The 21704-nt window shown below is 57.1% G+C and carries 18 protein-coding genes and 1 tRNA gene; 6 read left to right on the forward strand and 13 right to left on the reverse strand.

All coding sequences use genetic code 11. The features are described 5' to 3' along the window. Positions 1–245: 245 nt before the first annotated feature. The gene (locus GRPL_RS18040; RefSeq protein ID WP_032698753.1) at positions 246–818 is read right to left on the reverse strand and encodes a PadR family transcriptional regulator; all 573 of its coding nucleotides are present in this window, start codon (positions 816–818) and stop codon (positions 246–248) included. Positions 819–1055: 237 nt separating this feature from the next. On the opposite strand from GRPL_RS18040, the gene GRPL_RS18035 reads away from it, so the two are divergent. Next, positions 1056–1829, forward strand: coding sequence for a siderophore-interacting protein (locus GRPL_RS18035; RefSeq protein ID WP_032698754.1), 774 nt, complete (start codon positions 1056–1058; stop codon positions 1827–1829). A 111-nt stretch (positions 1830–1940) separates the two neighbouring features. Here the strand turns inward: GRPL_RS18035 and GRPL_RS18030 are convergent, their stop codons facing one another. From GRPL_RS18030 to dhaK, 4 genes are all read right to left on the reverse strand, one after another. Then, on the reverse strand, positions 1941–3593 hold the full coding sequence (locus GRPL_RS18030) for a glycerone kinase (protein WP_032698755.1): 1653 nt from the start codon (positions 3591–3593) through the stop codon (positions 1941–1943). Between the two features lie 90 nt (positions 3594–3683). Continuing rightward, the gene (dhaM, locus tag GRPL_RS18025; RefSeq protein WP_032698756.1) at positions 3684–5105 is read right to left on the reverse strand and encodes a dihydroxyacetone kinase phosphoryl donor subunit DhaM; all 1422 of its coding nucleotides are present in this window, start codon (positions 5103–5105) and stop codon (positions 3684–3686) included. Positions 5106–5115: 10 nt separating this feature from the next. Then, positions 5116–5748: a dihydroxyacetone kinase subunit DhaL gene (dhaL, locus tag GRPL_RS18020; protein WP_032698757.1), complete on the reverse strand. Its 633-nt coding sequence runs from the start codon at positions 5746–5748 to the stop codon at positions 5116–5118. A gap of 10 nt (positions 5749–5758) precedes the next feature. Next, on the reverse strand, positions 5759–6829 hold the full coding sequence (gene dhaK / locus GRPL_RS18015; protein ID WP_032698758.1) for a dihydroxyacetone kinase subunit DhaK: 1071 nt from the start codon (positions 6827–6829) through the stop codon (positions 5759–5761). 595 nt (positions 6830–7424) lie between these two features. On the opposite strand from dhaK, the gene GRPL_RS18010 reads away from it, so the two are divergent. From GRPL_RS18010 to GRPL_RS18000, 3 genes are all read left to right on the forward strand, one after another. Beyond that, positions 7425–8522 carry a glycerol dehydrogenase gene (locus GRPL_RS18010; RefSeq protein ID WP_032690654.1) on the forward strand — a complete coding sequence of 366 codons (1098 nt, stop codon included), beginning with the start codon at positions 7425–7427 and terminating at the stop codon, positions 8520–8522. A gap of 94 nt (positions 8523–8616) precedes the next feature. Then, a complete protein-coding gene (gene dhaR, locus GRPL_RS18005; RefSeq protein WP_032698759.1) occupies positions 8617–10542 on the forward strand; it encodes a dihydroxyacetone kinase operon transcriptional regulator DhaR in 1926 nt (641 codons plus the stop codon). Positions 10543–10777: 235 nt separating this feature from the next. Further along, positions 10778–11101: a DUF1889 family protein gene (locus GRPL_RS18000; protein ID WP_072000068.1), complete on the forward strand. Its 324-nt coding sequence runs from the start codon at positions 10778–10780 to the stop codon at positions 11099–11101. A 686-nt stretch (positions 11102–11787) separates the two neighbouring features. On the opposite strand, the gene GRPL_RS17995 is transcribed toward GRPL_RS18000, so the two are convergent. Further along, positions 11788–11863 (reverse strand) — tRNA-Ile (locus GRPL_RS17995). Between the two features lie 124 nt (positions 11864–11987). Here GRPL_RS17995 and mug point away from each other — a divergent pair. Beyond that, a complete protein-coding gene (gene mug, locus GRPL_RS17990; RefSeq protein ID WP_004867844.1) occupies positions 11988–12494 on the forward strand; it encodes a G/U mismatch-specific DNA glycosylase in 507 nt (168 codons plus the stop codon). 102 nt (positions 12495–12596) lie between these two features. On the opposite strand, the gene rpoD is transcribed toward mug, so the two are convergent. From rpoD to rpsU, 3 genes are all read right to left on the reverse strand, one after another. Continuing rightward, on the reverse strand, positions 12597–14441 hold the full coding sequence (rpoD, locus tag GRPL_RS17985; RefSeq protein WP_032690659.1) for an RNA polymerase sigma factor RpoD: 1845 nt from the start codon (positions 14439–14441) through the stop codon (positions 12597–12599). Positions 14442–14591: 150 nt separating this feature from the next. Beyond that, positions 14592–16337 (reverse strand): DNA primase, encoded by a 1746-nt coding sequence (dnaG, locus tag GRPL_RS17980; protein WP_032690660.1) that lies wholly within the window; start codon positions 16335–16337, stop codon positions 14592–14594. Positions 16338–16513: 176 nt separating this feature from the next. Continuing rightward, the gene (rpsU, locus tag GRPL_RS17975) at positions 16514–16729 is read right to left on the reverse strand and encodes a 30S ribosomal protein S21 (RefSeq protein WP_001144069.1); all 216 of its coding nucleotides are present in this window, start codon (positions 16727–16729) and stop codon (positions 16514–16516) included. A 349-nt stretch (positions 16730–17078) separates the two neighbouring features. On the opposite strand from rpsU, the gene tsaD reads away from it, so the two are divergent. Beyond that, complete coding sequence (gene tsaD / locus GRPL_RS17970) at positions 17079–18092, forward strand: tRNA (adenosine(37)-N6)-threonylcarbamoyltransferase complex transferase subunit TsaD (protein ID WP_004867835.1); 1014 nt, start codon at positions 17079–17081, stop codon at positions 18090–18092. Between the two features lie 42 nt (positions 18093–18134). Here the strand turns inward: tsaD and GRPL_RS17965 are convergent, their stop codons facing one another. From GRPL_RS17965 to ureE, 4 genes are all read right to left on the reverse strand, one after another. Then, on the reverse strand, positions 18135–19742 hold the full coding sequence (locus tag GRPL_RS17965) for a purine-cytosine permease family protein (RefSeq protein WP_032698761.1): 1608 nt from the start codon (positions 19740–19742) through the stop codon (positions 18135–18137). Between the two features lie 155 nt (positions 19743–19897). Further along, on the reverse strand, positions 19898–20512 hold the full coding sequence (gene ureG, locus GRPL_RS17960; protein WP_032690662.1) for an urease accessory protein UreG: 615 nt from the start codon (positions 20510–20512) through the stop codon (positions 19898–19900). A gap of 8 nt (positions 20513–20520) precedes the next feature. Beyond that, on the reverse strand, positions 20521–21195 hold the full coding sequence (locus GRPL_RS17955; protein ID WP_032698762.1) for an urease accessory protein UreF: 675 nt from the start codon (positions 21193–21195) through the stop codon (positions 20521–20523). Beyond that, positions 21196–21696, reverse strand: a complete 501-nt coding sequence (gene ureE / locus GRPL_RS17950) for an urease accessory protein UreE (RefSeq protein ID WP_032697541.1) — start codon at positions 21694–21696, stop codon at positions 21196–21198. Positions 21697–21704 lie beyond the last annotated feature (8 nt).

Raw genomic sequence — 21704 nt, forward strand, 5'->3', positions numbered from 1 at the left:
GTATCACATGATACTGCATTAAGTATTGCAGGGATTACGCCACTTCGGCACGGCAGCTGAAAATCGGGATAAACGCAGCGCGAAAGCGCATTTGAACGAAATTTAATCTCACGGCGATATTTTTGGCATGTTTTACTCCTGAGCGGGGGACGCTACCCGTCTGGAGGCATTCCACCGCGTGCCGCCTGGTGGTGCAGATTGCCCAATATGGGGGCAGAGGGGGGACTGGCATCCCCCGGAAGAGATTAATCGAGCTGGGAAATCTCCATGGCCGCGCGGTCAATGACGGCGACAATCTGTTTCAACTGAGTCTCGCTAATGGCCTGCTGATTAACTTTTAAATCCAGAACGGCTTTAAAGTTCTCCAGCGCCCGCTTCATTTGCGGGTTTTTCCGCAGTTCACAGCCGACCATACGGGCCTGCAAACGTTCCTGAATATGGCCGAGCTGTTCCTGATTCTCGGCATGCAGAAGGCTGCCCTCTGCGGTTATGGCGATTTTTTTGCGGCCATTTTCCTCTTCGACGCTGATAAGACCCTGATCCTGAAGGAGATCGAGGGTGGGATAGATCACGCCCGGACTTGGGCTGTAGTTGCCCTGGGTCAGGTTTTCTATCTCTTTAATCAACTCGTAGCCGTGGCTGGCGTTGCGGGTGAGGATGTCGAGGATCACCAGACGCAGTTCGCCGTGGCCAAAGAAACGCTGACGGCGTCCGCCACCGCCGCCACCGCCGCCACCCCGGCGGCCATGCTCCCCGCGTTCGCTGTGTTCACCGTGGTGGCCACGTGGCCCACGACCTTCTTCATGATGATGTCGCATAGTTTGCTCCTGTATGTTTTGATATATCTAATTTATATCTAAAAAATAAAGCTTAGCAAGCATGAATCTAAATATTTTAATAATTAATTGATTTTAAATGATTTTATTTTGTTATTTGTACTTTGTTGCTTTTTGCGACGGCTATATCAAAAAAAACTTGCATTCTTTTTTAATGGCAATCATTATCATTTGGGTAAAGTTTAGATATATCTATAAATCTCACGAAGGCGAATGACAATGATAAAAACGAAAGAACCTCAGTACCCGAAACGCGTTCGCAATGAGCTGCGTTTTCGCGAGTTAACCGTGCTGCGCGTTGAGCGCGTCGGCGCCGCCTTCCAGCGCATTGTGCTGGGCGGAGAGGCGCTGGAAGGTTTTGTCTCCCAGGGTTTTGACGACCATACCAAACTCTTTTTCCCAGAAGCCGGCGCCGCGTTTACGCCGCCGCAGGTGACGGAAGAGGGCATTAACTGGGGCGACGGCGTCCGTCCGGCAACCCGAGACTACACGCCGCTGTATGATGCCGAACGTCATGAACTGGCCTATGACTTCTTCATCCACGACGGCGGTATCGCCAGCAGCTGGGCGCTGGCGGCAAACGTCGGCGATAAGCTGGTGATTGGTGGTCCGCGCGGTTCGCTGGTGGTGCCGGAGGATTATGCCTGGCAGCTGTATGTCTGCGATGAATCCGGTATGCCTGCGCTACGCCGCCGTCTGCTGGGCCTCAGCCGCCTGCCCGTGCGCCCGCAGGTTACGGCGCTGGTGACGATCGGCGACGGATCGTATAAAGATTATCTGGCAGATTTGCAGGGCTTTAATATTGAGTGGATCGTCGGCCATCATTCATCGGTCGTGGCTGAACATCTGGCGCAGGTGAGCGTGCCCGCGGAAGATTATTTTATCTGGGTGACCGGTGAAGGCGCGGTGGTGAAATCGCTGCTCGGGCGGTTTGAAAATGACCAAATTGACCCTCAGCTGGTGCGTTCCCAGGCCTACTGGCACAGTAAATAGCCTGATTCCCGGGCTACGGCGCCAGCACGTTGCCCGGGATAGCGGCTATTCCGTTCTCTCGCCCGGCTCAGCGTCGCGTTGCCGGGATATTCCGCTGCTGAGGGCGCAGCCTTAGCGGTGTTCCGCCAGCGTTTTGAAGACCTGCGCTACCGCGTGGGCGCCCGGATCCATATTGCCCAGCAGGCTGTCGCTGTTAAGGTACGACGCGCGCCCGGCGTTAGCTTTGCTGGCGTGGCAGGTGCGTTCGGCGCCCGCGTCCGCCGCGGCAAACGCCGCCTGTAAATCCATCGGTGCGACAAGCAGCGACGCCAGCGCCGGCTGTAGCGCATCAATCATCGTGCGATCGCCCTCATCCGCCCCGCCGTAAAACTTCATTTGCGCCAGACCGGCGTTTAACGCTTCCGCGACGCCGGCGCCTTGTTCCAGCCTCTGCCCGGCGGCGGTAAAGAAGATCGACATCAGCACGCCGCTGGACCCCCCCATCACCACGGTCAGACGTTCACCGATCAGGGCGAACAGGGTCGCGAGATCGCCCAGCGGCAGCTGCTGGCGCCGCAGCAGGTCGGCAATATCGCGCGCGCCTGCGGCAAAGGTGGAGCCGGTATCGCCATCGCCGACTTTGGCATCCAGCGCATTCAGGTGCGTCTCCAGGTCAGACAGGGTACTGGTTATCCGCCCGACATAGCCCGCCACGTCGTGATTGTCCGAAGGCTGGAACGCCACGCGGGTGCTACGCAGAGAAGAGGGCATCACCTCGATGGCCCGCGGCTGTACCGGCGCCTGCCAGCTGGCTGTTTCCACAGCGGAAAGCAGCGCCTTTTCAATGCTCTCCTCCAGTACGATGGCGGTTATCGAGAAACCTTTCATATCCAGCGCCGTCACCAGCGACGCCGGGCCAATCAGCCAGTCGATCCGCTGATGGAGCGGCGTGTCGGCCAGCTCACGGGTGAGAATCGCCATTTCCGCCACCGACACGCCGCCGAGGTTGTTAAGCATCACCGCCAGGCGGCCGGTTTGCGGCAGGGCGGCGGTCAGTTTCTCCACCATCAGGCGGACAATCTGCGCGCTGTTCTGGGTGGCGATGACCGAGGCGCCGGGTTCGCCATGGATGCCCATGCCCAGTTCTGCCCGATCGGGATAGTGGCGTGGCGCCGTTTCAGCCTCCTGCGGCAGATGACAACTGGAGAGCGCGAGGCCCAGCGTGCGGGTCTTGTCCGCCGCATACCGGGCTTCGCGCAGCACGGTGGCAAGATTGTAACCACGTTCGGCAAAATAACCGGCCACTTTATGCACCAGGATAGTTCCGGCAATCCCGCGCGGATGCTTGTTATCCGGCAACGAAATATCGTCGCCGACAATCAGCATTTCGACGTTGTAACCCAGGCGACGTGCTTTCTCTGCGGCGAGACCAAAGTTAAGGCGATCGCCGGTATAGTTTTTGACAATCAGCAGACAGCCCGCTTCGCCGGTCACCGCCTGAATGGCGGTCAGCACCGCATCCACGCTCGGGGAAGCAAAAATATCGCCGCACACCGCGGCGGTAAGCATCCCTTTGCCGATAAACCCGACGTGGGCCGGCTCATGGCCGGAGCCGCCGCCGGAGATGACGGCGACGTTGCTTTTGTTGAGATCGCGACGAACGACCACGCGAATCGCCGGGTCGCTCTCCAGACGCGCCAGGTTGTTCCACGGGCTGGCAACGATCGTTCCTTCAATAACATCGTCGACGAGGCGGGTGCGCTGATTAAAAAAGAATTGAGACATAACGGTTCCTGGTGGTTGAGCGAAAACAGAATCCCCGGAGGCGGAGCCTCCGGCGTGAAGAATGGCGTACAGAGAGTGACAAATGGACAGCTACGTGCGGATAACGCGTTTTCCGGCGATATCCAGGGTAAGGGATTCACCATCGCCTATCTGCTGCAGAGCGTCTCCCTGCTGACACAGGCAGACGATCCCGGCCTGACGGGCGATGATCGCGCCATGGGATGCTTCGCTCCCTTCCCGCAGACAAATCCCCTTGACCAGGCGAGGATCCAGCTGCAAGACAGTGGAAGGAAAGAGATCGTCGGCGATGATAATCGTCGGCTCATGCACCGCCATCGGCTCTTCGCTGCTGCCTTGCAGATGGCGCAAAGTCCGGTGAAGCAGATCGTCGATATCAATATAGCGCGCCTGCAGATAGGCATCGTTCAACTGGCGGTACTGCTGGCTGAGATCGGCCAGCACCTGATACCACGCCCACTCCGCATTGCATTGTTCCTGGCGCAGGATATCGCAGGCGGCTTCATAGAGATCCGGGTCGTCGAGCAGCGTGTGGTGGCCGGAGAAAATGGCCGCGATATCGGCAGAATAGCGCTCTTCCGCCAGAGTGGTCAGCGCATTGAGATCGTCCAGCGTCTGGCCGATCGCCTGCTGCAGGCGCCGCTGTTCGTTGGCGATGTCGGCGCCGGTTTGTTGGACTGGCCGGGGGGCAGGCAGCGGATAGCGGAGCGCTTTGCCCTGAACGCGCGCGGCGGTCGGGGCAAAGAGCGCTGGCGCGGCGTCCGGCTGCTCGCCAAAGTTCTCCGCCGCCAGCGCCTGAAATGCCGCCAGCGCCGCTTCGGCATCTGGCCCGCGGGCCAGCAGCCTTAATGTATCGTTGCAGCGTACCTGCAACAGGGCAATCTGGTTAATGCTGTCCGGTGAGACGCATTTGCCGCCTTTCTCCAGCACCAGATCGGCATTGAATCCGGATAACGCGGCCACCAGCCGCGATGCCGGACGAACGTGTAAACCGTTATGGTTTTTAATGACCACGGAGACGGACTCGCCGCTCAGATCGTCGGCCAGCGGCGTGGCCTCGGGGCCGTTCTGTGCGAGCGATGGTAACCCCAGCTGTACGCGCTTAGCTTCCAGGGCGTTCATGGCGTCGGCGATCACTTTATCGATATCCGATCCGGTGGCGGCGCTGACCGTTGCCGCCAGAGTGCCTTCGACCAGCGGCGCGGCGCACAGGCGAACCTTCGCCGCGATCGCCGGATCGAGGAGATCCAACGCGGTTTCCGCGCTGAGCAGGGCGCTGCCGATATCCATCATCACCAGCACGTGGTCGGTATCGGCGACGGATTCAATGGCCTCCATCACCTTAATGGGATCGGTGCCGATCGGGTTTTCAGGATCGTCAATGCCGGCGGCGATCGCCAGCTTACAGCCGTCGCCAGTTAACATCTGCCGGGCCAGTTCTCCGACACCTTCGCCCAGTCGGGCGCTATGAGAAACAATCACCAGGTTTACCATCGCGTTATCCTTACTCTTTGGCTGCGGCAGCCAGCTCCTGAATCATGAACATCACCGAGGTTGCGCCCGGATCCTGGTGCCCGATGCTGCGTTCGCCGAGGTAGCTGGCGCGGCCTTTGCGGGCCTGCATGGTGATGGTAGAGCGGGCGGCTTCCTCTGCTTGTGTCGCGGCGGCATCCAGCGCGTGCTGAACCGACAGGTGCTGTTCGCTGGACTGGCGCAGTGACTCGACGACCGGTAGCCAGACGTCGCACATGGTTTTATCACCGGGTTCCGCTTTCCCCCGGTTGACCACGCCGTCCGACCCTTCGCGCATCATCTGGTACAGCTCTTCGAGGGTCAGACTCTGGTGAGCCTGTGTCACCTGGGCTGCGCGAATAAAGAAGGTGCCGAACAGCGGGCCGCTGGCACCGCCGACGTTGGAGAGCAGCGTCATTCCGGTGTTCTTAAGAATAAAACCGATATCTTTATCGGCAATGGACGGCAGTTTTTCCACCACCTTGCTGAAGCCGCGATACATATTCAGACCGTGGTCGGCATCGCCAATCTCTTTATCCAGGCCGGTCAGAAAATCTTTCTCTTTGGTAAAAATGTCGCCGCAGCGATAGAGCCAGTTAACGATTTGCGTTCTGTTCAGTGACATGTCGTGCTCCTTAATGGCCCCAGTTCAGCGCCGGGGTATGAACGGGGGCGTCCCATAACGCCAGCGTGTCGTCATCGACTTTCAGTAGCGTGAGGGAGAAACCCACCATATCCAGCGAGGTGCAGTAGCTGCCGATGAGGTTGCGCTCGATGGTGATGCCACTCTCCTCGCAGCGCGTGGCCAGACGGTTGTATACGCCGTACAGTTCCGACAGCGGGGTGGCGCCAAGGTTATTGACCAGCGCGATGACGCGGTCGCCCTTCTGTAGCGCCTGTTTGCTTTGCGTGACGTCCTGCCAGCTTCCTTTGACGGTATCCCACTGACGCAGCGTGCGGCTGTAGGTGCCGTTCTCCAGCAGGGTGTCGAACATCTCATCAACGGTGCGGTCAAGAGAGCTGAAGGGGCGACGGTTGATACCCGGCTCGCCGTGGATCCCGACGCCGAACTCCATCTCATTATCCTGTAATTCAAACGATGGCTGTCCGGCGGCCGGCACGGTACAGGCGCTTAGCGCCACACCGATGGAGTGGCCGAGGTTGTTAAGCTTGCGGCCCAGCTCAGCGCAGGCTTCCAGCGAATCGCCGCGTTCGGCGGCCGCGCCGACCAGCTTCTCAATCAGGACGGTGTTGGCGACGCCGCGGCGTCCGGCGGTGTAGAGGCTGTCTTTGACCGCCACGTCGTCATCGATGACGACGGTGGTCACCTTAACGCCGCTTTCGTGCAGCAGTTCGGTGGCGGTTTCGAAATTGAGGATATCCCCGGTGTAGTTTTTGATGATCAGCAGCACGCCTTCGCCGCCGTCGATATTCATCGCGCACTCGAACATTTTATCCGGGGTCGGGGAGGTGAAAATCTCGCCCGGACAGGCGCCGGCAAGCATACCTTTGCCAATATAGCCGCAGTGCATCGGCTCGTGTCCGCTGCCGCCGCCGGAGAGCAGCGCCACTTTCCCGGCAACCGGCGCATCGGCGCGGGTGACATACACCGGGTCCTGATGCAGCGTCAATTCAGGATGGGCTCTGGCGAGGCCAAGCAGTTGTTCACTCAGTACATCTTCGACACGGTTAATCAATTTTTTCATTATTTATGCTCCGTCGGAGTGATGCGATGCGGCCTCTCTACCCGCGGAGGCGGTCATCGTGTAGGGGTATCGTCTGGCGTGAAGAACGACCCGGCGACGTTATGATTCTGGCTGAGTTAACGGAAAAAAAAATGTCGCGAAAACGAGTTTCATAACGGAACGTGGTTATTTATTTTTGTTCCGTTATGAAACGTTATCGCCGATGAAAAGAGAAAAATGCGAGCTAAGGCTGTTTTTTCGCCCTGCGTTCTTCTGCGGCAGCCGGGGCAGCGGATCCTTTTTTGATTTGTTTTCTGCTGTCGGGGGCAACAGTGTTGGCAGATTATCCGTTTTTTTTTGTAGCATGACGGCGAATGGACGGATCGGGATCGCAATCCCGGCGTTTTACGGCAATTGATGTTCCAATATGGAACGGTAAAAAATATTCTCTGTTTCATATCAGAACAAAAACGGGAAAAATTTTTTTGTTCACCGCTCGCCCTACAGTGTTTGCATCGCTCCGGCCACGATCCCGTTTCCGCCATCAACCGCAGGCTGAACAGGATGACGCCAGGGCTCATCATGTAAAACATGCACTTATTTGAGGGTGAAAGGAATGCTAAAAGTTATTCAATCTCCGGCCAAATATCTTCAGGGTCCTGACGCATCCACGCTTTTTGGTCAGTATGCCAAAAATCTGGCGGACAGTTTTTTTGTGATTGCCGATGACTTCGTGATGAAGCTGGCGGGGGACAAAGTACTCAATGGTTTGCATAACCACGGTTTAAGCTGCCACGCGGCCCGTTTTAACGGCGAATGCAGCCACGCGGAGATCAACCGCCTGATTGCCATTCTGCAGCAGCACGGCTGCCGCGGCGTGGTGGGGATTGGCGGCGGGAAGACGCTCGATACCGCTAAAGCCATTGGCTTCTACCAGAAGCTGCCGGTGGTGGTGATCCCGACGATTGCCTCTACCGATGCGCCAACCAGCGCGCTGTCGGTTATCTACACCGAAGCCGGTGAGTTTGAAGAGTATCTGATCTATCCGAAAAACCCGGATATGGTGGTGATGGATACGGCAATTATTGCCAAAGCGCCGGTGCGCCTGCTGGTGGCCGGGATGGGCGATGCGCTCTCGACCTGGTTTGAAGCGAAGGCCTGCTTTGATGCCAGAGCGACCAGTATGGCCGGCGGACAGTCCACGGCGGCGGCGTTGAGCCTGGCCCGCCTGTGCTATGATACGCTGCTGGCCGAAGGCGAAAAAGCGCGCCTGGCAGCGCAGGCTGGCGTAGTGACGGATGCGCTGGAGCGCATTGTCGAAGCCAATACCTACCTCAGCGGAATTGGCTTTGAAAGCAGCGGGCTTGCCGCGGCGCACGCCATTCATAACGGCTTCACTATTCTGGAAGAGTGCCATCATCTGTACCACGGCGAAAAAGTGGCGTTTGGCACCCTGGCGCAGCTGGTGCTGCAAAACAGCCCGATGGAAGAGATTGAAACGGTGCTGGGCTTCTGCCAGAAAGTCGGTCTGCCGGTGACCCTGGCGCAAATGGGCGTCAAAGAGGGCATTGAAGGGAAAATTCAGGCGGTAGCGCAAGCGACCTGCGCGGAAGGTGAAACGATCCATAACATGCCATTCCCGGTGACGGCAGACAGCGTTTACGCCGCGATCCTGACGGCCGATTTGCTCGGTCAGCAGTGGCTGGCGCGTTAACGTCTCGCTGACCTGCTTTTGCAGGGTGAAGCGTATTCTCCCCTCCGACAGTCTCTGCCGGAGGGGTTATCTATTTTAAACAGCGGAAAAGGAAATGGCGGCGCAGACTCAGGACTCCGGAAAAACAGTATCTTCCTTTATCAGTCAGTCATGGCAGCGTTGCAGCCGGTTTATGCCAAGGGAGACCTGGCAGGCGCCGCATCAGGCGCAGGGGCTGACCTTCGAATCGATCTGCCGACGTAAAACCGCGCTGCTGACCATCGGCCAGGCCGCGCTGGAAGATGCCTGGGAGTTTATGGATAGCCGACCCTGCGCGTTGTTTATCCTCGATGAGTCCGCCTGTATTCTCAGTCGCTGCGGCGATCCGCAGACGCTGGCGCAGCTCGCCGAACTCGGTTTTCTTGACGGCAGCTACTGCGCGGAAAGCATTATCGGCAGCTGCGCGCTCTCGCTGGCCTCGATGCTGGGGCAACCGGTGAAAACCACCGGTGAGCAGCACTTTAAACAGGCGCTGCACGGGTGGTCATTTAGCTCCACGCCGGTGTTTGATAACCACGGTCGCCTGTTTGGCTCCATCTCGCTGTGCTGTTTGATAGAACAGCAGGCCTCCTCTGATTTGTCTCTGACGCTGGCTATCGCCCGGGAAGTGGGCAACTCGCTGTTGACCGACAGCCTGCTGGCCGAATCTAACCGCCATCTCAACCAGATGTATGGCCTGCTGGAGAGTATGGATGACGGCGTGATGGCGTGGAATGAGCAGGGGGTATTGCAGTTTCTTAATGTGCAGGCCGCGACGCTCTTGCATCTTGATGCCCAGACCAGCCAGGGGAAAAATATTAATGAACTGGTGACGCTGCCGGCGCTGCTGCGCCGGGCCATTAAGCACGCGCGCGCGCTGAACCATGCGGAAGTGACGTTTGAGAGCCAGCATCAGTTTATCGATGCCGTGATTACCCTCAAGCCCATCGTCGAAGAGCAGGGCAACAGCTTTATTTTACTGCTGCACCCGGTAGAGCAGATGCGCCAGCTGATGACCAGCCAGTTAGGGAAAGTGAGCCACACGTTTGCGCAGATGTCCTCGGACGATCCGGAAACGCGACGGCTGATTCATTTTGGCCGTCAGGCGGCGCGGGGCGGTTTTCCGGTCCTGCTCTGTGGGGAAGAAGGGGTGGGTAAGGAGCTGGTCGCCCAGGCCATTCATAATGAAAGCGAACGGGCGGGCGGCCCTTATATTGCCGTCAACTGTCAGCTGTATGCCGACAGCGTGCTGGGGCAGGATTTTATGGGCAGCGCGCCCACCGATGACGAAAACGGGCGTCTGAGCCGCCTGGAGCTGGCCAGCGGCGGCACTCTGTTTCTGGAAAAAATAGAGTACCTGGCGCCGGAGCTGCAGTCCGCGCTGCTGCAGGTGATTAAGCAAGGGGTATTAACCCGCCTCGATGCCCGGCGCCTGATCCCGGTGGACGTTAAGGTGATTGCCACCACCACCGTTGATCTGGCTAATCTGGTGGAGCAGAACCGCTTTAGTCGCCAGCTCTATTACGCGCTGCACTCGTTTGAGATCGTCATTCCGCCTCTGAGGTCGCGGCGCAACAGCATTCCTTCGCTGGTGCACAACCGCCTGCGTAGCCTGGAGAAACGCTTTTCATCACGCCTGAAAGTGGACGACGATGCCCTGGCGCAGCTGGTGAACTACTCCTGGCCGGGCAATGATTTTGAGTTAAACAGCATTATTGAAAATATCGCCATCAGCAGCGATAACGGCCATATCCGCCTGAGCAATCTGCCGGAATATCTCTTCTCCGAGCGGCCGGGCGGCGATACCGCTTCGTCCCTGTTACCCGCCAGCCTGACCTTCAGCGCCATTGAAAAAGAGGCCATTATCCATGCCGCCCGCGTCACCAGCGGCCGGGTGCAGGAGATGTCCCATCTGCTCAATATCGGGCGCACGACGCTGTGGCGCAAAATGAAGCAGTACGATATCGATGCCAGCCAGTTCAAGCGCAAAAACCACGACTAGTTTGCTGCTTTCCTGCGCTCTCCGCAATTTGGCGGGCGCAATTGCTGTTTTTTCCCGATCTAAGCGGGGATTTGCTGTTGGTCACCGATGACGGGGCGGTTTATGCGGGCTGCGCCGGACTTATTGGGCAGAAAAACGCCATGCAAACGTTTGACTGAGGTCTGAATCAAAGAAAGGCAACGATCTCTTTGATATCCCCGCAGACTTGGGTCCATATTATAAACATGTTCATCACATGGTTAATTTTAAGGATAAGAGCATGCCAACAGCGATAGATAAAGCATTAGATTTTATTGGTGGAATGAACACATCGGCGTCGGCTCCGCATTCAATGGATGAAAGTACGGCTAAGGGCATTTTAAAATATCTCCATGAGTTAGGCGTTCCGGCTAGCGCCGAAGACGTGATCCTGCGAGGCGAACGGGAGGGATGGAATTCCGGGTTCACCAATAAAGTCGCTGGATGGGCGGAAAAAATCGCCGCTGGCAACCGTCTCGTGATTAAAAATCCAGAGTACTTCTCTTCCTATATGCGGGAGCAGCTCCGGGAGCTGGTGTAAGCGGCACGTTTTTAAAAAATGATTCTGAAGACGATATCCTGCAGGATGGTATAAAAAAGGAGCAACGTTGCTAACGTCGCTCCTTATATTTTTGCAGCCGATGAATATTCAGCATAATTTGAGATTGCCGCGCTAAGCGATGTATTTGCCGCTGGCTGAACATGATGCTGTATTTTTCACTTTATCCGCCATCATCTTCCGGCAACTTTAGCTTTTGAGCATATTCGCAAGTGGCATCGCCAACGGCCAGGTCGTGTCTACGACTGGGCAGGCCGGTTCCGTAACGTCAATCTGACTAAGATGGCTTTCAGTTTACAGCGGCGGACAGAATTCCGCCGCTGATGACGACGTTTGAGCAACAATACCTCTCCCGCTTTTCTGAATTGAGTGCGTTTTCTCGCACAGAACGGGCTGACTGTCTGGCTGAAAGTCATGTGGAATGTATGTTGATTCATCCCTTCAGGGGGTGAAAGTGAACATTGTGGTAACAGCCAGTCACGGCCGTTTTGGGTTGGCATCCCCGGTGAATGGCTAAAGCAAGTGCTGGCTATCTGCAACGAAAGTGTTCTGGTGAACCTTCAGGGTAAAAAACGAGATTTAAGTCTGAAGCCCAAACGGGACCTGGCTCAAATGCAATGCAAAGAAAAAGGACTTAGATAATTTCTTATCTAAGTCCTTGTTTTATCTGGTGGCCCCTGCTGGACTTGAACCAGCGACCAAGCGATTATGAGTCGCCTGCTCTAACCACTGAGCTAAGGGGCCGTGGCGAGGGATTATAAAGTAACTGGCAGACGCAATCCAGCGCAAAACGCACGGCTGCTGTTTTTATAAACAATGCATTTTCAATCCTTTATAATCGCCTTTTAGGTATTGAACGGGTGGAAAGATGATTAACGATATTCTGGCGCCGGACCTGCGGGTGGTCTTCTGCGGCATCAATCCGGGGAAGTCCTCTGCCCATACCGGTTTTCATTTCGCGCATCCGGGCAATCGCTTCTGGAAGGTGATTTATCAGGCCGGTTTTACCGACCGTCTGCTGAAGCCGGAAGAGGAGCTGCAGCTGCTCGATACGCGCTGCGGGATTACTATGCTGGTGGAGCGCCCGACGGTTCAGGCCAGCGAAGTTGCCTTGCAGGAGCTACGCAGCGGCGGGCGGGAGCTGGTGTTGAAAATTGAACAGTATCAGCCGCGGGCGCTGGCGATTCTCGGTAAACAGGCCTTTGAGAAAGCGTTTCAGGTGCGCGGCGCGCGCTGGGGCAAACAGCAGGTGACCATCGGCGATACGGAAGTGTGGGTGCTGCCAAACCCTAGCGGGTTGAACCGGGCGACGCTGGATAAGCTGGTGGAAGCGTATCGTGAACTGGATGATGCGCTGGCATCGCGAGGTCGATAGAGCCTGCGGTGAGTCGCGTCGCCGGCTCTCTCTGACGGCAACAGGGTGAATTGAAGACAAAAAAAAGCTCCCCGCAGGGAGCTTTTTTATTTCCGGCAACGATTAATCGTCGAGGAAGCTACGCAGCACTTCAGAACGGCTCGGGTGACGCAGCTTACGCAGCGCCTTCGCTTCGATCTGACGGATACGTTCACGGGTAACGTCGAACTGTTTACCGACTTCTTCCAGCGTGTGGTCGGTATTCATATCGATACCGAAACGCATACGCAGGACCTTGGCTTCACGAGCGGTCAGGCCTGCCAGCACGTCGTGAGTGGCGGCACGCAGGCTTTCCGTGGTTGCGGAGTCCAGCGGCAGCTCGAGGGTGGTATCCTCGATGAAATCACCCAGATGCGAATCTTCATCGTCGCCGATCGGCGTTTCCATGGAGATAGGCTCTTTGGCAATTTTCAGCACTTTACGAATTTTATCTTCTGGCATCAGCATGCGTTCAGCCAGCTCTTCCGGCGTCGGCTCGCGACCCATTTCCTGCAGCATCTGGCGGGAGATACGGTTGAGCTTGTTGATAGTCTCAATCATATGCACCGGAATACGGATGGTGCGCGCCTGATCCGCGATAGAACGGGTGATGGCCTGACGGATCCACCAGGTTGCGTAGGTGGAGAACTTGTAGCCGCGACGATATTCGAACTTATCAACCGCTTTCATCAGACCAATGTTACCTTCCTGGATCAGATCCAGGAACTGCAGGCCACGGTTGGTGTATTTCTTGGCGATAGAGATAACCAGACGCAAGTTCGCTTCAACCATCTCTTTCTTCGCACGGCGGGCTTTCGCTTCACCGATGGACATACGACGGTTGATATCTTTAACCTGCTCGATGGTCAGGCCGGTCTCTTCTTCAATCTGCTGCAGCTTCTGCAGGCCGCGCTGAACGTCTTCTTTGACGTCGTGCAGTTTTTCAGACCACGGCTTGTTCATGGCGATCGCAGCGTTGAACCAGGTCTCGCTGGTTTCGTTGCCGGTGAACAGGGTGATGAAGTTCTTCTTCGGCATTTTGCACTGTTCGACGCACAGTTTCATGATGATGCGTTCCTGAGTACGGACGCGATCCATCATGCTACGCATGCTGCCGACCAGGTAATCGAACTGTTTCGGTACCAGGCGGAACTGTTTGAACACTTCGGACAGCTTGAGAATTTCTTCCTGCGCTGCGGCGTGGCTACGACCTTTCGCTTTGATGGTATCGCGAGTCAGCTCGTACTGCGTGCGCAGCTCAGCGAATTTCTCGCGCGCCAGCTCAGGGTCGATGCTGTTGTCGTCATCGCTGCTGTCGTCGTCTTCTTCTTCATCTTCGTCTTCGTCGTCATCCATCTCTTCCTGAGAGAGTTCAGAGCCGACGTGCGTCGCGGTTGGCGCCAGGTCTTCTTCGGCGTTAGGATCGACGAAACCGGTGATCAGATCGGACAGGCGCGCTTCTTCAGCTTCAACGCGGTCGTACTGCTCCAGCAGATAGGTAATGGCTTCCGGATATTCAGCAACGGAGCACTGAACCTGGTTGATCCCATCTTCAATACGTTTGGCGATGTCGATTTCGCCTTCACGCGTCAGCAGTTCTACGGTACCCATTTCGCGCATGTACATGCGCACCGGATCGGTTGTACGTCCGATTTCAGATTCAACACTGGACAACACCTGTGCAGCAGCTTCTTCTGCATCTTCGTCGGTGTTGTTGCTGTTTTCAGCCAGCAGCAGATCATCGGCATCCGGTGCTTCTTCCATCACCTGAATGCCCATGTCATTGATCATTTGGATGATGTCTTCGATCTGATCGGAGTCGACGATATCTTCCGGCAGATGGTCATTGACCTCGGCATAGGTCAGATAGCCTTGCTCCTTACCACGTTGGACAAGAAGCTTCAGCTGTGACTGCGGGTTTTGCTCCATAAGACGGTATCCACACTTAATTCGTTTGATTGGTGTCGACAGACAAACTGCCAACATTTAAAGCGAGGGCGTACTTATATTATTGCCGCTGCGCCTCAGCGCGGCTGTCGGGGGCTTCCCGAACGATATTCGGCACTTAAGCCGTGCAATTCATTTTTTTGCCAGCTCCTGACTGATGGTCCAGAGTTCCCGGCGTTCTTCACTGCTTAAACCGTGCGTGCGGTCGCGAGCTATCAACTCTTCTTGCCGCAGTTCGAGCAGTGAATCAAACATATGGTTGAGCGCGTCGGTGAAGGTTTTTTCCGCGATATCTTTATCTGCTATATCGTCCCACATCGACAGTTTTTCAAGGGTTGCGGCCTCATTTGTACCGCGATACTGCTCTAAAAGTTGCCCGGTGGTCAGACCTGGCTGAGACAAACAGGTTTTGACCAGTTCGCTGAACAGGCCAAGCCCGGGCATTTTGCGCTGATCCAGGCCCTCTAAAGGCGGAACCAGCGGCGCCAAATCCGGGTTTTGCACCAGCAGTCCTATCAGTATACGCATGGTCGTGCGTTTTAGCTGCGGCGCGGGGCGTGGAGCTCCACTTTCTGTCTGTTTTGGCATTAAACGTTCAAGCTGAGCGTCATCTAAAATCCCCAGCTTGTTGCCCAGCTCCTGACGCAAATAAATGCGCAGCGTTTCGCCCGGTACCTGGGTGATGAGCGGCAGCGCTAAGGTACTGAGCTGCGCGCGCCCGTCCGGGGTGCTCAAATCGACCTGCGGCAGCAGGCTGTTGAACAAAAACGTGGAGAGCGGCTGAGCCTGCTCCATCCGCGCTTCAAACGCCGCTTTCCCCTCTTTACGCACCAGCGTATCCGGGTCTTCGCCGTCGGGCAGAAACATAAAGCGTAGCTGACGACCATCGGTCATGTACGGCAGTGCCGTTTCCAGCGCCCGCCAGGCGGCATCGCGGCCAGCCCGGTCGCCGTCGTAACAGCAGATGACCTGATTGGTCGCCCGGAACAAAAGCTGAATATGGTCGGCGGTGGTCGAGGTCCCCAGCGACGCGACGGCGTAGTTGATGTCGTACTGCGCCAGTGCCACGACGTCCATATAGCCTTCGACAACCAGCAAACGCGGTGGTTCGGCGTTATCCTGCTGCGCTTCATACAGGCCGTACAGCTGACGGCCCTTATGGAAAATATCGGTTTCCGGAGAGTTAAGGTATTTCGGCAGGGCATCACCCAGCACGCGACCACCAAAACCAATCACCCGGCCTCGCTTATCGCGGATAGGGAACATCACCCGTTCGCGGAAGCGGTCGTAACTGCGCCCCTTATCGTTCGTCACCAGCATGCCGGCATCGATAAGCGACTGGCGGTTTTCTTGATTGCCGCCAAAACGTTTTAAGACGTTATCCCAACCGGGTGGGGCGTAGCCAATCGCGAAGCGCGCAATGACCTCGCTGCTTAAGCCACGTTTCGCCAGATACTGGCGCGCAGGGTCGGCGGCGGGTTGCAGCAGAGACTGTTGATAAAACGCATTCAGACCGTCCATCAATTGATAGAGACTTTGCCGCTGATGGCGCTCTATTTGACTCGGTCCGTTGCCTGCTTCGTATGGCACTTCGAGGTTGTGCATGGCGGCCAGCTCTTCGACCGTCTCCACGAACTCGAGTTTGTCGTAGTTCATCAGGAAGTCGACGGCGTTGCCGTGCGCACCGCAACCAAAGCAGTGATAAAACTGTTTTTCACCGTTGACGGTAAAAGAGGGGGTTTTTTCGTTATGGAATGGACAGCACGCGTGGTAGTTCTTGCCCTGCTTTTTGAGCTTTACCCGCGCGTCGATGAGATCGACGATGTCGGTGCGCGCCAGCAGATCATTGATAAATACGCGTGGGATTCGTCCAGCCATAGGCCCCGTAAACTATACACACGATCACCAGACGGCCTCAGCCTATGCTGAATACGTTCTTTCATGATGCGGTGTATCTGCTAATGCATAAACGAAAATAAGCCGCGCATTCCTTCCGGAAGCACGGCCTTACAACAACAACTCAGTCTGAATTGAGGGCGTTGGCCCTCAACAGATTAGTACAGACGAGTGCGGCGTGCGTTTTCGCGAGCCAGTTTCTTCGCGTGACGTTTCACTGCAGAAGCTTTAGCGCGCTTACGTTCGGTAGTCGGTTTTTCATAGAACTCACGACGACGAACTTCCGCCAGAACACCTGCTTTCTCACAGGAACGCTTGAAGCGACGCAGAGCTACGTCGAACGGCTCGTTTTCACGTACTTTAATTACCGGCATGTGCCTCTCACCTTTGATTAATTCGGTTTGCTGCTGGCATCAACGCCAGCTTATTTCAAAATGGTGCGGAATTTTACTGCAATTGCTGCTGCTTTGTAAAGCACCGCTGCCTTTTTTGAAAGGACTTTTATAAGGGTGAGGAGTATACACGAGGGTTGTTCCTGGGGCGAACAAAGTTTTATCTTCGCCGCCTGCAGGCCTTTCTGGCGCCGCATGGCGGGCAACGTGCGGCCGGGCGGGTTTTCGGGGCGCCCCGGTTGCCTCGCTGCGCCAACCAGGCACGCTGAGGGTATACATCAACCCGCATTGGTCCTAAACTGCGCGGTATTAGAGCGAGGTAAAACAAGACATGCGTGTACTGGGTATTGAAACATCCTGCGATGAAACCGGCATCGCCATTTATGACGACGAAAAAGGCCTGCTAGCCAATCAATTGTATAGTCAGGTGAAATTACATGCTGACTACGGCGGGGTGGTGCCTGAGCTGGCTTCGCGCGACCACGTGCGTAAAACCGTTCCGCTGATTCAGGCGGCGTTGAAAGAGGCCGGGCTGACGGCAAAAGAGATCGATGCCGTGGCCTATACCGCAGGTCCCGGCCTGGTCGGCGCGCTGCTGGTCGGCGCAACGGTAGGGCGGTCACTGGCGTTTGCCTGGAACGTGCCAGCGGTTCCGGTGCACCATATGGAAGGGCATCTGCTGGCGCCGATGCTGGAAGATAATCCCCCCGCATTCCCGTTTGTGGCGCTGCTGGTCTCTGGCGGCCATACCCAGCTGATTAGCGTCACCGGTATTGGTCAGTACGAACTGCTCGGCGAGTCTATCGATGATGCGGCCGGGGAAGCGTTTGATAAAACCGCGAAGCTGCTGGGGCTCGATTATCCCGGCGGCCCGATGCTGTCTAAGATGGCGGCTCAGGGCAAAGAAGGACGATTTGTTTTCCCCCGTCCGATGACCGACCGTCCCGGTCTGGATTTCAGCTTCTCCGGCCTGAAAACCTTTGCGGCTAACACCATTCGCAATAACGACGACGATGAGCAGACCCGTGCAGATATCGCCCGTGCGTTTGAAGATGCGGTGGTGGATACGCTGATGATTAAGTGTCGTCGCGCGCTGGAGCAGACCGGCTTTAAACGCCTGGTGATGGCCGGTGGCGTGAGCGCCAACCGCACGCTGCGCGCGAAGCTGGCGGAGATGATGGCAAAGCGTGGCGGCGAAGTGTTCTATGCGCGTCCGGAGTTCTGCACCGATAACGGCGCGATGATCGCCTATGCCGGGATGGTTCGCCTGCGTACCGGCGCTAAGCCGGATCTCGGCGTGACCGTCCGTCCGCGCTGGCCGCTCGCTGAACTGCCGGCGGCGTAATCTGCATCACAGGCCGACATTCTGTCGGCCTGCCTTTCTGCTTTACTCCATACTTTTACACAGCGAGCAAATCGCGCCCTGATGTTTGTGCGAGTGCATGACGTCCGGACGTTCGTACTCTTCTTCACAGCTGACGCACTGGTAAACGGTGATGGACGCATTGCCCTGCGCGTCGTAGCGCGGCTCGCTAATCCCGTCATCGTACTGCTTGATGTAGTAGCGCCCGCCGGTGAGGATACCCATCAGCGGTGTCATCACCAGCGCCACGACCAGCGCAATCAGCGGCGAGAAGGGCGCCAGCGTGGCGCCGAGCAGACCGAAGAAGGCGCAGATGGAGAGCCCGGCCGCCAGAGCAAACGAAACCACGCCCACCGGGTTAACGTTATAGATCATTCCGCGACGATATTCTGGCTGCGCCGGGGCGAGCCTGAGCAGGCCTTTGTTAACGGTGATATCGGTGGCAACCACCACCACCCAGGCAATGGCAAAGTTAGAGTAGAAACCAAGAATCCACGACAGCGCGCTGAACATATCGCCCTCCATCAGCGCCAGCGCGATGGCGAGGTTGACGATGACGAAGATAATCCGCCCCGGATAGCGTTTGGTGGTGCGCGTCCAGGCGCTGGTCCACGCCAGCGAGCCAGAATAGGCGTTGGTGACGTTGATTTTAATCTGTGAAATGACCACCAGCACGACGGCCAGGGTTAACGCCAGCCAGCCGGGTACCAGGTTATCAAAGACGCTGACGAACTGCTGTACCGGTTCGGTATTGTGCACCGCCGGGAAGCGGGTCAGCAGATAGAAGCCGAGGAAGGCGCCGATGATCTGTTTAATTGCGCCTAATATCACCCAGCCTGGGCCTGCGGAAAAGACCGCCAGCCACCAGCTTTTGCTGTTCTCTGCCGTTTTCGGCGGCATAAAGCGCAGGTAATCGATCTGCTCGCCGATCTGCATAATCAGCGACAGGCAGACGCCGGCGCCGAGCATAATGGCAGTTAAATCAACCTGCGCCGCGTTATTCTTGCCGGTGAAGTGCATAAAGCCGTCCACCAGCGCCGGGTCTTTGGCAATCAGCCAGGCCACCGGCACCACCATCAGCACCAGCCACAGCGGCGTGGTCCACACCTGCAGGCGGGTCAGGGCTTTCATACCGTAAACGACCAGCGGCAGCACCATCAGGGTGGCGATGAGATAGCCCATCCACAGCGGGATCCCTAATCCAACCAGCAGCCCCTGGGCCATAATCGAGCCTTCAAGGGCGAAGAAGATAAAGGTGAAGCCTGCGAAGATAATGCTGGTGATGACCGAACCAAAATAGCCGAATCCGGCGCTGCGGGTGATTAAGTCGAGATCGATGTTATAGCGGGCGGCGGTAATCGCCAGCGGGATCCCGGTGAGGAAGATCACCAGCGCCGCCAGCAGGATGGCGTAAATCGCGTTGGTGGTGCCCCATGCCATGCCGATGCTGGCGCCGATGGAGAAGTCCGCCAGATAGGCGATACCGCCCAGCGCGGTCACGGCGACGACGCCGGGTCCCCAACGGCGGAAGCTCAGCGGAGCATAGCGGAGTGTATAGTCTTCCAGGGTTTCTCTGGAGCCGGATGTTCCGGTCTGGGCAGGTAACTCAGTTTTAATATCCAGTGATGACATAGTCATTCCTTAATGATCAGGCATGACAGGAATTAGCAAACCTTATGCCACTTCGTAGAACAGCTGCGGCGGGCGCTGGCGGGGCGGGGATGAATAAAGAGGGGGCAGGATGTGCACCATCCGGACGCAGGTGCGCCCGGATGGTGCAGGGACGCTTAGCGCAGCATGCCTTTGTCGACAAGGAAGGCGATGATGTTGTTCAGGCCATCGCCGCTTTTCAGGTTGGTAAAGGTCCACGGGCGGTCTCCGCGCATACGCATCGTATCGCGCTCCATCACCTCCAGCGATGCGCCCACATACGGTGCAAGGTCGGTTTTGTTGATCACCAGGAAGTCCGACTTCGTGATCCCCGGTCCGCCTTTGCGCGGGATCTTTTCCCCTTCCGCAACGTCAATGACGTAGATGGTCAGGTCCGCCAGCTCCGGACTGAAGGTGGCGCTCAGGTTATCGCCGCCGCTTTCAACGAAAATCAGATCGAGGTTGCCGAACTTTTCGCTCAGCGCTTCTACCGCCGCCAGGTTCATGGAGGCGTCTTCGCGGATCGCGGTATGTGGACATCCGCCGGTTTCGACGCCGACGATGCGCTCCGGCGCCAGAGCGCCCGCTTCGGTGAGAATACGCTGATCTTCTTTGGTGTAGATGTCGTTGGTGACGACGGCTAACTGCCAGCTGTCACGCATGGCTTTACACAGCGCTTCCAGCAGGGCCGTTTTCCCGGAACCGACCGGGCCGCCGACGCCGACGCGCAGCGGGTGTTTGTAGTTATGCATACTCTCTCCTAGGAACGGAATAATCGGGAATACTGGGTTTCATGCCGGGCGGAAGCAATGGCGGCCAGCGGCGTGGATGAACCTATCGCGCTATCCGGCGCCGCAAGGGCGCAGGTCATATCCGCCGCGTAGCGATCGCACAGGCGTAAAATCAGCTGCTGGGCCGCCTGCTGGCCGAAAGGAACCAGCTTAACGCCGGCCATGACCGCGCTCTCGATCCAGCTGTAGCCAAGGCTCAGCGCCAGGTCGGGAAGCGCGATTTGCCAACGCACGCCGAGCCAGGCCATACCGGCGAGCTGACTTTGCCGACACAAAACGCGCCACGCCGGCGGGCAATCCGGCTGCCAGTCGGCCAGCAGACGGGCAAAGGCCGCGCCGCGATTACGCTCTTCTTCACGCAGTTCGCGGGTCTCACGACAGGCGAGCAGCCAGGCGGTCCAGCGCTGTGCTGACGGCAGATCGTCGTTTTCGCATGCCTGATACAGCCGGGCGAACAGAGGAAGATCGACGGTAAAAAAGCTCTGTTCCATCTGCTGCAGCTGCCAGCGTTCAAAAGCGGCGGCATCGGGCACCCAGCCCGCTTCCACCGCCCACTCCAGCCCTTGCGACCAGCTATAGCCGCCGACCGGGAGGTTGCTGCTGGCCAGCTGCATCAACCGCAGGCGTTTTTCCGACGTTGGCATTTAGTGACTGTGCTCGTGATGATGATCGTGGCCATGATCGTGACTATGACCGTGGCTATGGCTATGGCCGTGGCTTTCGCTGGCGTAGGCGCCGGCTTCCGGTTCAAACGGCAGCTGCGCGAAAGTGACCTCCAGGCCGAACTGGCGCAGCATATCGTCCAGCACATGGTCGTGGTGATAGCGCAGCTCTCCGGGCATGATTTGCAGCGGAACGTGGCGGTTACCGAGGTGATAGCAGGCTTTCGCCAGCGTGAACGGATCGTCACAATGCACCACGGACACGCCTTCATCTGCGGCGATAATTTGCACAAATTCGCTGCCGTCTTCATTGCTGAGCACATCCCCACCGCGTAGCAGCAGGCCGCGCGGCAACAACAAACCGGCTTCGCGACCGTCGTTGAGGGTGACTTTGATACGACTTTTCACCCGTACATCGATCGGTAGCGTAAGGCTGGCGGTCAGTTTGCCAGGTGAATCCACTCGTTGGGTCAGATAGAGCATCCGGACTC

This window comes from Klebsiella planticola ATCC 33531, from assembly GCF_000735435.1.
GTDB classification, from domain to species: Bacteria; Pseudomonadota; Gammaproteobacteria; order Enterobacterales; family Enterobacteriaceae; genus Klebsiella; species Klebsiella planticola.